The sequence below is a fragment of the Chloroherpetonaceae bacterium genome, assembly GCA_025056565.1.
Lineage (GTDB): Bacteria > Bacteroidota > Chlorobiia > Chlorobiales > Thermochlorobacteraceae > Thermochlorobacter.
In genome coordinates, this window is the sequence record JANWWA010000001.1 from 156,465 (window position 1) to 169,206 (window position 12,742).

The following is a 12,742-nucleotide window of genomic DNA, read 5'->3' on the forward strand; positions in this document are numbered from 1 at the left end:
CTTGCGTTTAAACTTGTGTATTTATCTCAAGCTCTCTATTGATTAGCAGCACGATGTGCAGCAGATGACTGTGCCGCTGCTCACCGCAATTGACATTATCTCTCTCGCAAAGTGCGGTGGACTTTTCTGACAAGCTCAGCAGTATTTTGAATCGGGCGAGAAGTGCAGTATGGTTAGTGAAACTGTTTTTTGAAAGCATCGCGCTCTGCCTGCCGAATCAAAAACCGAAGGTCTTTACGGAAGACGAGTTTAAGGACGAGACAACGGGCATTCACTTCCTACTTGCAGAAGTGTTTAGCACACGATACACCACAAACACCCTCATACTTTTTCAAATTTGCTTTTCAGCTTGAATGAATTTGTAGCGCGTATTGGATAGTCGTTTGCAGATAAATTTTTCCCACTTGTCGCTATGCATTGCTTCTCGCGCTTTCCGTGCTTCGAAGTTATATGTCCAAAGATTGTGGCAAGCACGATTGTGCACATTTTCGTTGCTATGAATGTCAGATAGGCTATCCACGTAATCGTTTAGTTCCCCGTTGCAAGCAATATTAATCCAGTTACCTGTTTGCCAATCTTTGACGTAATAGCCCTCTTCGTCGTGAAGTAGCTTGATGCGTTCAGCGAAAGCGCGCTTGGCAGCTTTGAATTGCTCGCGATTTTCATACTCGCGGTCCGCAAGCCGCGTAACATAATGCCCTGGCAGTTGAGCCAACTTGAACGCCGCAGAAAGAATCCAACTTTGCGAATCAACGGTATCGGCGCCGCTGTGGAACGCCAGCAACATTGAAAGTGCCGAACCCATTGAAAAGCAGTGAATGTGCGCATTCGGAAGTTCAGCCCTCACGGCTCTGATGACTTCGCTTGCCAGTTTGCCATTGCCGTGTTTCGCAAGGGGAGCAATGCTGCCGATGCCAATTCGTGTAATGTCCGCATTCATTGCGCAACGAATTCGACGAATGCAATCACGAATTTCCTGCTTGCTATGTCCGTGAACAACTGGCATCAATTCCATCTGACTTTCTTTTTTTGACAGCGCAAGAAACATCTGCTTCGTGTTGCGAATCGTCGTCGTAATCCGTTGTTTTTTGTCAGGTGCATTTGGAGGAAATGGGTGGTCGAGCACGACGCCCACCTGAGCCTTGGCTTTTAATTCAATTTCTAAAATTTCTTCGGGCGTAACTGTAATCTGCGGATGCTTCAAAAAGTAGTATGCGCCCGAATCAATCATTACGGGTTTATTGGGGAAGTCAAGATATTTTTCAACCGACCAGCCGTTTTCTAAATGTTTCCGAAACTTTGGGCGCGTGAAGTCAAAAGCGTTGATAAGCAGGGCTTCGGTTTCAGTGATGTTCCAAGGATGACTTTTGAGTCCTGCACTCGGAAAATCGCCTAAACGGTAACTGGCAAATATCGCTGGCGTTTTTAGAGCGTATTGCCCAAAAGATATTTCTCTGGTCATCTAACTCTCTTTTATTTCGCGCCCACGCTGACTTTTTGCGCCATAGTGAGCAAGAAATTTATCAATATCATTTTCAGTGAAGGGTGAGTGACCCGTGTAGTGATTGACCGTATAGACAAGTGGTCCGTGAAACATTAATACGCTGATTTTTTCATAGCTTTCTAATATCGATAAGCCACCAAGCAGTTCTGCTATGATGCGCACAATGTCAATAAAGTCGTGTCGCTCCTTGGTTCCACCTTCTAAATCGCCGAGAATTACAGGGTAGTAGCCAAACTTTTCTCGTTCTGCCAAATTGCGCTCCCCTGATTTGACCACGTATGAACCGACGCGCAATAGAACGGGAACTTGACTGGAAAGCTCGACTTGACCCACGCCGCCATCTATGAACGCAACGACTTCGCCTTGAAATTGAGACCAATCTGCATTGCTGATTTTGTGCTTGGTGAAAATAGGCTCATTAGTACGCTCCATCGCTTTGCGGAGCGCAGCGATGAATTTAGCAGTGTTGTTGAAATAATTTCCTCTGAGGCTTTCTGCGACTTGTAGAGCATTTTCGGCGAGTTTGAGCATTATGCTGGGCTGCCGCTGCAGATCCTTCTTAACACCTTCTTCTGAAAGATATTCGCTCATCGCCTCACCTCGCTTTGAAAAATCCACGCCTTCATTTGCTTCATTCTACTACCAATTCCGCCTTGCGCGCAAGTTAGATTGAGCTTGGGCAATTCTTCCGATAAGGCAAGCGCGGAGAAATATGCTTTGCCCAAATTAACAAAAACATCGGCATATTTTTCCCTTCGAAGCAAGCGGTCAAGCTGCCTCGAGACAGACGGAGCAAGCTCAAAGGCGCGCGCAGCGGTCATCTTCAAATCGTAGTCATCAATCCACGTCTCAGGAGAGAGCAAACCGTGCTTTGCCGAAAGAATCAAGACGTCAAGATTTTTCGGGAAAGCGTTTTCGCGTTGCAGTTTTTTGAGCAGGCGAAAACTTACGCCGTCGTAACGCTCCCACGCAGGCAGTTTGCCTTTGCTTGAACGCTTGCGGTCGGAGCATGAAATGATGAGCAGTCTACGCATTGCGAGCGCAAGTGAATTCCATGCAAAATCAAGCTATACGGAAAAGCGGGACGCGATTGCTTTTTCCGTTGCGAAAAAAGCCGTAAGTTTCGGCATCATTGTAACATTTCCATTGAAAAAGGAGGAAGTATGCAAATCATCAATTCCTACAATGCTGTAAGCGAGACCGGCGAAAAAATTGACCTCCAAAAACTCCAAGCTGTGATGGCGCAATTCAAATTGAAGCACAACGCCGTTGCCATCACTTACTGCCGCCATGAACCGCCTCCGGGCTATACGCCTATTCAAGATGTGCCATGCGCCCTTGTGTATCACGCCGATACAGGCAAGCGCGTCTATATCGATCGCCACAACCATGATTGCCTCGTCGGACTCTACCACCTCGGTATGCTTGAAAATGCCAGCGAATACATCACCGACGGCATTTATATGACCGATGTGCAGCAGTTCTACACGCTCGAGGCAGCCAAAGCTAACAAACACAACACTGCCAACTTGCCTAAAGGTGAGTTTAAGGCGATTGCTGCCGCGCCAATTTCAATGGTGGAAGACGAAAGTCTGGTGCACCTTGTCATTGTCATCTGTGAGCCACAGTATGCGATGATTCTTGCAGGGGCCGCCTCAACACGCATTGGTAAATTCCCAATTGGCGAACTTGGAATGAGTGCCTGTTCTTCGCTCTTCAGCGTGCCGTATTTGGAGAATAATAGCGTCTTTGTCGTGGGCGACGGTGGCGGCAGAATCCACAACCACCTTCAGACCAGCGAAATGTTCGCCTGTATTCCACGTGACCACATTAAGCATCTTTTCGCAGTGGCGGATAGCTTCAAAATCACACCTGCTGAAATGCGCAAGCGCATTCGCCCGTCATATTTTGAGGAAAATGTCTATGGCGGTAACAAGCGGTCTGCTGCGCAAGGATAAACCAGTGCAGAGCGCGCTGAATCTCTACACGAAAGTGTGGCGCATCCTTTTCGCTGGCCTTGTGAAAAGGGTTATGCTGCTATCAAGCCCGTGAGAAGCGCTGCACAAAGGAAATCCGATAGGGCTTTTTTGTGAGCTTGAGGTCGAAGCACATTACCACAACAGAGCCTTGATAGACGCGCTCAAAGCCATCTTCCGATAGCGAAATGGTCTCAATGGGGTAGCGCAGGACAGTTGCGTCTTCCGACGCTTCCAGCCGTGCGTGAATATGCAACCACTCGTCCTTTAAGCCAACCATTCGGGAACGCACTTCGCCCATTGAGCGCAAACGTCGGTCAGCCAGCTCAATGCCGTCAAAGTAATAGTAGCGGTCAGGTGCATCGCCTGCCAGCAGTCCATAAGCAAACTCTACGCCGAAGCGAAGTGGCGGAAGCACTTCGTCAGAGACCAAGCGCAGCACATAATCTACCGTGAACTCTGATTTGCCTTTGGCAAGCGTTACAGCTTTTGATAGTTCAACAAATGCTGCCTTGCCTGCCGAGCGCACTTCGCCAACGCACTCAAGCACGACGGTGCGTTTGGCTTTGTTGCCGCTGAGCTTGTAAGAATAGGCTCGCGTAATAAAGTCGCCTAGTTCAACGGCTTTGCTTTGGTAGAGGTCTTCTGCCGTAACCGATGGTTCAAAGAAGTGGTCAATCAGGCTGCCACGCCGATAGGTGTCGTAGTAGAGATACTTGTCAAGGTCCGCCTCTTTCATCTTCACGATATCGTGAATGCTGGCAACCCCTTCGTTCTGTGCATGAGCATGTGAGCCTTTTCTTGCAAACTCACGTAGCTCGGCGTGGTATCCTTCTTCGCGGCGTGTCAGAATGTCTAAAATGTTCTTGCGTGCAGCTTTGTAATCCAGCTCGACCAGTTTGCCGCCGTCCGAAGGCTTGAAGTATAGCCCTAATTCGTTGGATTTAAGCACGATGTCTTCTTGACCATCACGGTCAAAGTCATAAACTGAGACGGTTACGTCGCCGTGCTTGTTGTCAATTGCATCCAGCGCCACTTCTGCTTCAAGCAGGTTTTGGTAGATGGGGTGGCGCAAATTTGGCAAATAAGTGCCTCCAAATACACCGTGCCAGTACGGACAATTGCATTGAGCCGCCCAGATTTTATCTAAAACCTTACTGCCTACCTTCTTGCCTTTTGCCAGCAAGGCTTGCGCCCGTGCAGAGACTTCCAGCATTCGCTTGTGCATCTGGTTGGCTTCGGGATACTTCACCATAAAATTGCGCCAAAAGCCTCCCCGCACGAAGACATCATTGCCATCAAGCAAGTGGTGCTTCTTTAGCGCTTTCTCAAATTGTTCAAATGCACGATAGGATTTGACGGTCGGCAGCGACCAGTGCATCATCTCGGCATAAGACGCATTTGAGAGATAGATTCTGCCAATCGGTTTCAGCTCACGCAAGGCTTCAGCAAAGGTCATCATTCGAATCCAACTGCGGTTTTCGTCCAGCGCTTTAAAGAACTGCTCAAGCCAACGGTCTTTGACATAGACATGTTCGTAGGTGTTGGGCCAGACGCCAAACTTTTCGCCATCGTCCGCAAAAACCACTAGCCGCTCTCCGCTTTCATCTGCGACGCTGTAGAGATATTCCAGTGTTTTTTCCACAGGTTGAAAAGGAATGGTGTAGCGCAAAGTTTTGGAAATTGGGAAAAGGTTTGTAGTGTAGCCTTGCTCTTCGGTGATGTAGTAGCCCAGAAGTTGCTCATCGCTAAGACCAGCATACTTGAAATGCGTGTCATCCAAAATCACATATCGAATGCCTGCTTGTGCCAGCGGTTTAGTGAGATGTTGTTCCCAGATGCGTTCTGCCAGCCAAAGTCCTTCGGCACGAAAGCCGAAGTGTTTTTTGATGAACTTCGTGAGTTTCTCAATCTGCCCAATTTTGTCTTCGTCAGGAATAACCGCTAAGATAGGTTCATAGAATCCACCGCTAATCAGTTCAATGTTGCCACGCTTGACCAGCGCTCGTAGCTGGTCGAAGAAATCAGGGTGTTTTTCCAAGAGCCACTCGAAGAGAATGCCCGTGTAGTGTTTGGAGATTTTGAGGTTTGGGAACTTCTCAAAGACATCGAGAAAGGGCTTGTATGCACGCTGGTAAGCGTCTTCGAAGACAGAGTCGAAATTGCCGATAGGTTGGTGATTATGCGTGCCGAAAATGAGATTGATTTTTTTCATAGCGAGCGTCGGCATTGTCAGTTTAGGCGCAAAGGTAAAGAATTGCAGGCATTTTTTGAGTGGCGCAGGGCTTGTAGCGTATTGCCTCAGTCCGAAGATAATTGCAGTGGGGTTTCGTCAGGCTGCTTGCTCCCACTTTTCTTCTTTGCAAGCTGCGCCTCCCCTGCCCTCGGTGCTACTTGCCTTCTGCAAGGCGCCTCAGTTCAGCCAGTTTCAAAAGGGCTTCAATTGGCGTCAGGCGATTGAGGTCTAACTGCAGCAATGCTTCACGCAGCTTGCTGTCGCCCATTTCAAACAGCGAGATTTGAAAATTCTCCTGCGGTATCGCTCGCAGCTCAACTTTTTTGGCTTTGCTGCGCAAGTCCTTTTCCTCAGCAAGCCGTTGAGCTTCTTCACGCTCAAGGCGCGCCAGAATCTCTCGCGCTCGCTCAATGACCGACGCTGGCAGACCAGCCATCTTTGCGACTTCGATACCAAAACTATTCTGTGCCGCGCCTCGCTCAATTTTGCGCAGGAAAATCACCCTGTCCCCAGTTTCTACCACTGCTGCATTGAAGTTTTTAAGCCGAGGGAGGTGCGCTTCCAATTCAGACAGCTCATGATAGTGCGTGGCGAAAAGTGTTTTTGCGCCAATCACATCGTGGATATGCTCCGTGATTGCCCATGCAATTGACATTCCATCGTAGGTGCTAGTGCCACGTCCGATTTCATCAAGTAAAATGAGGCTGCGTGCCGTCGCATGGTTCAAAATGTGTGCGGCTTCGTTCATCTCGACCAGAAAGGTGCTTTCACCTGCTGCAAGGTTATCGCTTGCGCCTACGCGCGTAAAAATCTTATCCACCAGTCCAATTCTGGCACGCTCTGCTGGCACAAACGAGCCAATCTGTGCCAGCAGCACAATTAGCCCTGTCTGGCGCAAGTAAGAGCTTTTCCCTGCCATATTCGGCCCCGTGATCAGCATCAGACGCGTCTCGCTGTCGAGCAAGCAGTCATTCGGCACATACTTTTCGCCCGGTGGCATGAGGCGCTCCAAGACAGGATGCCGCCCCTGAACAATTTGCAAGATGTCTTCATCAGTTACCTCAGGCTTGCTGTAGCCGTAGAGTGTGGCGCATTCTGCAAAGGATTGCAGCGTGTCCAAGATAGCCAATGCTTCAGCATTGGCTTGAATGCGCTCTGCTGCACTGGCCACTTTTTGGCATAGCTCGCTAAAAAGGCGCGTCTCGAGCTCGAGCCGCTTTTCTTCAGCAGAAAGAATTTTTGCCTCGTATTCTTTGAGTGCAGGAATGGTGTATCGCTCGGCATTCACCAGCGTTTGCTTGCGCTCATAGTGCGGTGGGACCTTACTCCGATTGGCGTGGCTGATTTCAATATAGTAGCCAAAGACCTTGTTGTAGAGCACCTTTAGCGACGCAATACCTGTTTTTTCACGCTCTTCTTGCTGAATTTGAATCAAGCGTTTTTCTGCATTACGCACAATCTCACGGAGCTCATCGAGTTCAGCGTGGTAGCCTGCTTGAATCACATTTCCATCCGCAGGCGAAGCCGGTGCATCAGGCGAAATTGCGGCCTGAATCTCCGAGACCAGCTCACTGCAGTCATAGAGCGCCGCACATAGCTGTCGCAGCAAGCGACTCTGGCAAGCAGACAGGTAGTGCTGAACGTTCGGAATCTGCGCAAGCGACCCTGCAAGAATGAGCAAATCTCTGGGCGCCGCACGCCCAATCGCAATGCGCGACAGTACACGCTCAAGGTCGCATAGTCCTCTAAGCAAGTCGCGCAGAGCAGTGCGACGGTGGCTATCAGCAACCAGCTCTGCCACCGCATCCAGCCGCTGATGAATGAGGGATAAATTGCGAGAAGGGCGAGCCAGCCATTTTTTAAGCATTCGCGCGCCCATTGCGGTAAGCGTCTTATCCAAAATGCCAAGCAGCGTGCCGCTACGCGAGCCATCTTGCATAGAGTAAAGAATCTCCAAGTTACGCTTGGTCTGTGGGTCAAGCGTCATTGTGTCGCCCAAGTCAAGGCGAGAGAGCTTGCGAATGTATTCGAGCTTGTGGCGCTGCGTGTCGGCTAAGTAGTTCAAAATGACAGAGGCTGCGACTTTGGCCGCATCCAGCGACTCAATGCCAAAGCCCTTGAGTGAATGCACCTTGAAATGATTGCGTAGCGTCTGCTCAGCGTAATCAAGGCTAAACAGCCACTCATCGAGTTCGGTAAAGGCTACCTGCGCAGGCGCACTTTGCTCAAGGAATAGGCGCTCTGCTTTTTGCTTTTTAGAGTAAAGAATTTCTGAGGGCTGAATGGTTTGCAGTGCTTCGGCAAATGCACCACGCTCCACTTCTAAGGCTTGAAACTCAGCGGTTGTTACGTCAATGAAAGCAATGCCGATGCTCCCCTTAGCAGCAAAGTGAACGGCACACAGGTAGTTGTTGCGCTTTTCATCAAGGAGCTTATCGCTAAAATTGACGCCGGGTGTGATGATGTCCGTTACTTCCCGCTTGACAATGCCGCGCGCAAACTTTGGGTCTTCCATCTGCTCGCACACGGCTACACGAAACCCTTGTCTAACCAGCTTTGCCACATAAGTTTCAAGGGCGTGATGTGGAAAGCCAGCCAGCGGCACATCTGCTGCCGCACCGTTTGCGCGCTTTGTCAGCACAATACCGACTGCTTCAGAGAGTCGCTTGGCATCGTCGTGAAAGGTCTCGTAAAAGTCGCCCACGCGAAAGAGCAAAATCACATCTGGATAGCGCGACTTGATTTTCTCATACTGCCGCATCAGCGGCGTGTCGTCCTGCTTCTTTGCCACAGCTTGCTTAGGCGATAGTTTAGCAAGAATACCTACGCAAAAATACAAACTGCACTGTCAGAGATTGATCACCTCTTTGCCTTGAAGAATATCACGAAAGCGAATTGCATACTGCACAAATGATGCAAACAGCAAGCCGGTTGCTATCCAGATGCACACGGTTTTTGCCAAAGAGAAGTCAATCGTCGGATAAGGGAACACAATCATTGCGTAGAGCAGTGCCACAAAGCCAACGGCCCACTTGCCCGCTGGCAACGCCGTTGTGAGGATATGCTTGCGGCGCTTGGCATAAATTCCTCCACCGAAGATAATCGCATCACGCAGGAAAAGAAACACCACAAACCACAGCGGCAATTCACCCAGGTAGGCAAAGTACATGCCTATCAGCGCTGCCGAGAGCTTGTCGGCAAGCGGGTCCAAAATTTTGCCCATTTCAGAGACACTGTTTGTCCAGCGTGCTACGCGTCCATCAAACCAGTCTGTTGAAATCGCCACCAGCATGAGCACAAATGCTGTGAGTTTGTCGCCATTGGAGAAGAAGTAAATAAACGGTGGCACAAGCAAAATGCGCAGCACGCTTAGGAAATTAGACAGCGTAAAAATGCGTTCTTGCGCTCGATGAGTAGAAGTGCTCTGCATATTAAACGTGGCGTTGAAATCGCTTTTCAGAAGCGTTGGCGTCAAAATCTAATGCACAAATGGTCCCAAACAAATATACTGCGCTTGAGCGCCTGCAAATTTTTAAGCCTGTTGCCTCCTTCGGTGTCCTAAGAGCCGCCCTGATAGAGGAAATTCAGTTAGGCAATCGTTTGCCCGTAGAAATTACGGAGGAAAATATCATTGCTTTTGCCACTGAAATTGGTTTTGAGAAGTGCGAAGCCAGCGATTGCGATCTATGGTATAACGCTCGCAAAGCATGGTTTATGGTTGATGCAGGGGAAAAAATCTGCCGAATGTGTGCGGTCTTGCGCGGTTTAGAGCCAGAGTTTTAGAGTTGTGCACAATGTCTTTTCGCTGTGCACTGCGCTATTCTATACGCTGCTCTTCAAGGCACACGACGCCAACGCGTATTTATCAGCAACACTTCTAATGCAAGGCACAGTAGCGCTGGCGTCAGAAACCGCACAAATTCTTCTTTGTATTCCGTAAAGGTCTCCACCTCTACTTTGGTTTTTTCCAGCGCGTCAATCTCTCGGTAAATCTTTTTGAGACTTTCATAGTCGGTTGCACGAAAGTATCGACCTCCTGTCAAATCTGCGATACGTGTGAGTGTCGCATCATCGACATCGACTTTGACGCGCATATAGCGCTTGCCGAAGAGCGGGTCTTCAAAGGGATAATTTGCATAGCCTTGTGTGCCTGCGCCGACCGTGTAGATTTTGATGCCCAGTGCGGCTGCTAACTCTGCCGCAGTAATCGGCTCAATCTCACCTGCGTTGTTCTGTCCATCTGTCAGCAAAATGATGACTTTGCTCTTTGCCTGTGAGTCTCGCAAACGATTGGCAGCCGTTGCAATCGCTAGCCCAATAGCCGTGCCGTCCTCTGCAAGCTGCCCTGCTTCCAGCTTCGCAATCAGTGTTTTGAGGAGATTGTAGTCCAGCGTCAGTGGACATTGGGTATAGCTTTGTCCTGCGAACACAACTAGACCAATTCGGTCGCTGATACGATGGTTGATAAAATCAATTGCCACTTCTTTGGCTGCCTCAATGCGATTTTTCGGCTCAAAGTCTTCTGCCAGCATTGAGCCAGAGAGGTCTATGACCATCATAATATCGATACCTTCTGCATACACGGTCTGACGCTGATTTTCCAAGCGCGGACGTGCCAGTGCCACAATGAGAAAACTGAGTGCCAAAATGCGCAGCCCGAGCGGCATATAGCGTCCCAGTTGCAGCCAAATCGCCTGATGCCCCGTTTTTACCAGCTCCTTCACGCTTGAGAACACCACTGCTGGCAACCGCCCAGTTCGCACTCGATGCCAGTGCCAGAACACCAGCACAGGCAGAAGCAGCAGCAACCAGAACGCTTCGGGGTTTTGAAACGAAAAGTTTTCTTGAAAGAAAAGCTCTACCATTTATGGCGTTTTTGCTAAGTTCGTTGTCGGTGCTGGCTCTACTGGCTTGGCTACCTCAATAATTTGGTAAGCCAATGCCCAGCTTTCTTTCGCCTCAGAGAATTCAGGCTGGAACTTAGCAAACTTGACCAAATCTGCTGTTTCCAATAGCCTGCGTATGCGTCCCACTTCTTCGGGCGGTCGGCGCATTTCCATTACAGCACAAATCTCCGATGTTAGCTGTTCCCGTGCGTTGAAGTTGTAGTAGTTTTCCAAAAATTCCCGCACAGTGTCGCTAAGCAGAGTGTAGTAGGTTTTGTAGTCCTCAGGCGTACGCAGCGAGTAGTCTGCTAAGCTCTGCAGCTTCTCAGATGCAATTTGGTAAGGCGTCTTGGCAGGTCGGTTCTCTACGGTCGGTGTTGGCATTGGCATAGGACGATGCCGCCAGTATCGCACCAGTAGGTAGATGCCCACTGCGACTGCCAGCAGCAATGCACCGCCCAACACATAAATCCACGCTGGCACAGGCACACTGCGCACTGGCTTAATGTCCACAATATCCTTACGTGCTGTATCCAGCAAGGAACGAACATAAACCTTTTGCGCCCCTAACCACAGTGAATCTGCACGATTTGCTGCTTCATCAAAGTAAGTAAGCCGAATGGGTGGCACGACCTGCATGCCTGTATCAAACACGGTCAGCGTATAGCGCACGCTCTCCAGTCGTAGCTCTTCTCTGGTTTCGTCAGGCAAGCGATTCATCTGGCGCACTTCAAACGGATAAAATACCAGTGAGTCGCTTGCGGCCGGATACTGCATCTGCACCGATGGCTTTTTAAGCACCTGAATGGTGTAGAACACTTCATCGCCAATCGTGCATGTATCTGGCGATAGCGACACGGTTGCAACAGGCTGTGCCAGTGCACCTTGCATTACGAGCAGAATCAGACTCAGGCTCCCCCAAATGCGTCGCATAGGTCTTTGGTCGTGTTACGTTCTCTGCATTGATTTTTTAGTGTGCAAAGTGCATCTCAAACTCTGATTTCTGTGCCTCAAATCTTGCTTCTTCGAAAAGGCAGAAAGATAGGACGGAAATGTAGAAAGGCGGGCTTGACCCGCCTTTGTCTTGCCACGAAAGAGACTTTGATTACAAAGGCTGCGATTCTGGCGGTGGTGTGAAACCAAGTTCCTGCGCCATTTTTGCATTGTGCACCAGCTTTCGCACTTTAACTGGACGCAAGCCTACTGCCACAAGGTCGCCTGTGTCAAAGTATTCAGCGGCAGCCTCACCTGCTTGATAGCCCCACATATAGAAATCTGCACCGTAGGCAATCGTTGCCCCACGCTTCACAAGCCCCGTTTCGGAGGTTACAATCGGCACCTTCTTTGCGAGTGTTTCCTTCAGGATAATCTCAAAGCTAGCAAAGACCAAATTGTCAGGTAAGGCAAAAAAGACATCGGGATTTTTTGCCAAAATCGCTTGCACGGCTTGCTGGGTTTCTGCCGTCGAGGTAATAGCCCGCTCCACCAGTTTGATATTATTCTGCTTGCACTTTTTTCGGAGCTCCCCCATTGCGTTGGTAGAGTTCGGCTCAGCACTGTTGAAAATCACGCCAATTGTTTTTGTGTTCGGAAACGCTCGCTTGATAAGTGAAATGCTGGAATCAATATATGCCAGTGTTTCATAGACGCCAACAAGGTTCGGTGGCGGCTTGACATTGCCATCTTTGGTCTTAATTGCAAGGTCATTAATGGTTGGCGCGGGTCCCACCATCATAAAAATTGGAATCTCTTTGGTTTTCTTGAGTGCTGTCATCATTGGCAAGGTGGCATTGGCTGCAATGCAGGTTACCTTGTCGGCAATGAACTTATCAATAATCTGGTTTAGCGTTGGAATATCATTTTGTGCGTTCTGGTAGATAATTTTCGCCGTCCCTGCCGTGTCAGAGTATCCTCTTTTAGCCAGCGCATCAATAAAGCCCTTGCGTGCCTCGTCGAGCGTTTCATCCTCGACGGGTTGCACAAAACCAATCACGACAGGTTTCTTGGCCGGTTTTTCAATAGAACTTTCAGGCTTTTTTGGCTCTTCTGGCTTCGATGTGCAACCGACTGCGCCACCAATTAGTGCCAGCCAGAAAAGAACGCCGCGCCACATAGAAAAAGCAGTGCGATTCATAGTCGA

At 49.3% G+C, this 12,742-nt stretch carries 11 protein-coding genes; 2 read left to right on the forward strand and 9 right to left on the reverse strand.

What is annotated here, in order from left to right:
- Window positions 1–331: 331 nt before the first annotated feature.
- From NZM05_00670 to NZM05_00680, 3 genes are read right to left on the reverse strand one after another with little or no spacing between them, the layout of a single operon-like run.
- The gene (locus NZM05_00670) at window positions 332–1,462 is read right to left on the reverse strand and encodes a hypothetical protein (GenBank protein ID MCS7012128.1); all 1,131 of its coding nucleotides are present in this window, start codon (window positions 1,460–1,462) and stop codon (window positions 332–334) included.
- On the reverse strand, window positions 1,463–2,095 hold the full coding sequence (locus tag NZM05_00675) for a hypothetical protein (protein ID MCS7012129.1): 633 nt from the start codon (window positions 2,093–2,095) through the stop codon (window positions 1,463–1,465). It abuts the gene before it with no gap.
- On the reverse strand, window positions 2,092–2,538 hold the full coding sequence (locus NZM05_00680) for a hypothetical protein (GenBank protein MCS7012130.1): 447 nt from the start codon (window positions 2,536–2,538) through the stop codon (window positions 2,092–2,094). The genes NZM05_00675 and NZM05_00680 overlap by 4 nt, the downstream gene beginning before the upstream one ends.
- Window positions 2,539–2,667: 129 nt before the next feature.
- Between NZM05_00680 and NZM05_00685 the strand changes: the two genes are divergently transcribed.
- Window positions 2,668–3,462, forward strand: coding sequence for a DUF169 domain-containing protein (locus NZM05_00685; protein MCS7012131.1), 795 nt, complete (start codon window positions 2,668–2,670; stop codon window positions 3,460–3,462).
- 82 nt (window positions 3,463–3,544) lie between these two features.
- Here NZM05_00685 and NZM05_00690 read toward each other — a convergent pair whose 3' ends face one another.
- The 3 genes from NZM05_00690 to NZM05_00700 form a co-directional block, all read right to left on the reverse strand.
- On the reverse strand, window positions 3,545–5,695 hold the full coding sequence (locus NZM05_00690; protein ID MCS7012132.1) for a DUF1926 domain-containing protein: 2,151 nt from the start codon (window positions 5,693–5,695) through the stop codon (window positions 3,545–3,547).
- Between the two features lie 175 nt (window positions 5,696–5,870).
- Window positions 5,871–8,477 (reverse strand): DNA mismatch repair protein MutS, encoded by a 2,607-nt coding sequence (mutS, locus tag NZM05_00695; protein MCS7012133.1) that lies wholly within the window; start codon window positions 8,475–8,477, stop codon window positions 5,871–5,873.
- 87 nt (window positions 8,478–8,564) lie between these two features.
- Window positions 8,565–9,191 (reverse strand): CDP-alcohol phosphatidyltransferase family protein, encoded by a 627-nt coding sequence (locus NZM05_00700; GenBank protein ID MCS7012134.1) that lies wholly within the window; start codon window positions 9,189–9,191, stop codon window positions 8,565–8,567.
- A 14-nt stretch (window positions 9,192–9,205) separates the two neighbouring features.
- Between NZM05_00700 and NZM05_00705 the strand changes: the two genes are divergently transcribed.
- Entirely contained in the window at window positions 9,206–9,499 is a 294-nt protein-coding gene (locus NZM05_00705) for a hypothetical protein (protein MCS7012135.1), read from the forward strand.
- Between the two features lie 53 nt (window positions 9,500–9,552).
- Here NZM05_00705 and NZM05_00710 read toward each other — a convergent pair whose 3' ends face one another.
- The 3 genes from NZM05_00710 to NZM05_00720 form a co-directional block, all read right to left on the reverse strand.
- Window positions 9,553–10,581: a VWA domain-containing protein gene (locus NZM05_00710; protein ID MCS7012136.1), complete on the reverse strand. Its 1,029-nt coding sequence runs from the start codon at window positions 10,579–10,581 to the stop codon at window positions 9,553–9,555.
- Window positions 10,582–11,535, reverse strand: coding sequence for a hypothetical protein (locus NZM05_00715; GenBank protein MCS7012137.1), 954 nt, complete (start codon window positions 11,533–11,535; stop codon window positions 10,582–10,584).
- A gap of 172 nt (window positions 11,536–11,707) precedes the next feature.
- Window positions 11,708–12,736, reverse strand: a complete 1,029-nt coding sequence (locus tag NZM05_00720) for an ABC transporter substrate-binding protein (GenBank protein ID MCS7012138.1) — start codon at window positions 12,734–12,736, stop codon at window positions 11,708–11,710.
- Between the last annotated feature and the right edge of the window lie 6 nt (window positions 12,737–12,742).

Excerpts from the sequence above, each read along its gene's own strand:
- NZM05_00670 (MCS7012128.1), bottom strand. The coding sequence starts at position 1,462 with ATGACCAGAGAAATATCTTTTGGGCAATACGCTCTAAAAACGCCAGCG.
- NZM05_00675 (MCS7012129.1), bottom strand. The coding sequence starts at position 2,095 with ATGAGCGAATATCTTTCAGAAGAAGGTGTTAAGAAGGATCTGCAGCGG.
- NZM05_00680 (MCS7012130.1), bottom strand. The coding sequence starts at position 2,538 with ATGCGTAGACTGCTCATCATTTCATGCTCCGACCGCAAGCGTTCAAGC.
- NZM05_00685 (MCS7012131.1), top strand. The coding sequence starts at position 2,668 with ATGCAAATCATCAATTCCTACAATGCTGTAAGCGAGACCGGCGAAAAA.
- NZM05_00690 (MCS7012132.1), bottom strand. The coding sequence starts at position 5,695 with ATGAAAAAAATCAATCTCATTTTCGGCACGCATAATCACCAACCTATC.
- mutS (MCS7012133.1), bottom strand. The coding sequence starts at position 8,477 with ATGCGGCAGTATGAGAAAATCAAGTCGCGCTATCCAGATGTGATTTTG.
- NZM05_00705 (MCS7012135.1), top strand. The coding sequence starts at position 9,206 with ATGGTCCCAAACAAATATACTGCGCTTGAGCGCCTGCAAATTTTTAAG.
- NZM05_00710 (MCS7012136.1), bottom strand. The coding sequence starts at position 10,581 with ATGGTAGAGCTTTTCTTTCAAGAAAACTTTTCGTTTCAAAACCCCGAA.
- NZM05_00715 (MCS7012137.1), bottom strand. The coding sequence starts at position 11,535 with ATGCGACGCATTTGGGGGAGCCTGAGTCTGATTCTGCTCGTAATGCAA.
- NZM05_00720 (MCS7012138.1), bottom strand. The coding sequence starts at position 12,736 with ATGAATCGCACTGCTTTTTCTATGTGGCGCGGCGTTCTTTTCTGGCTG.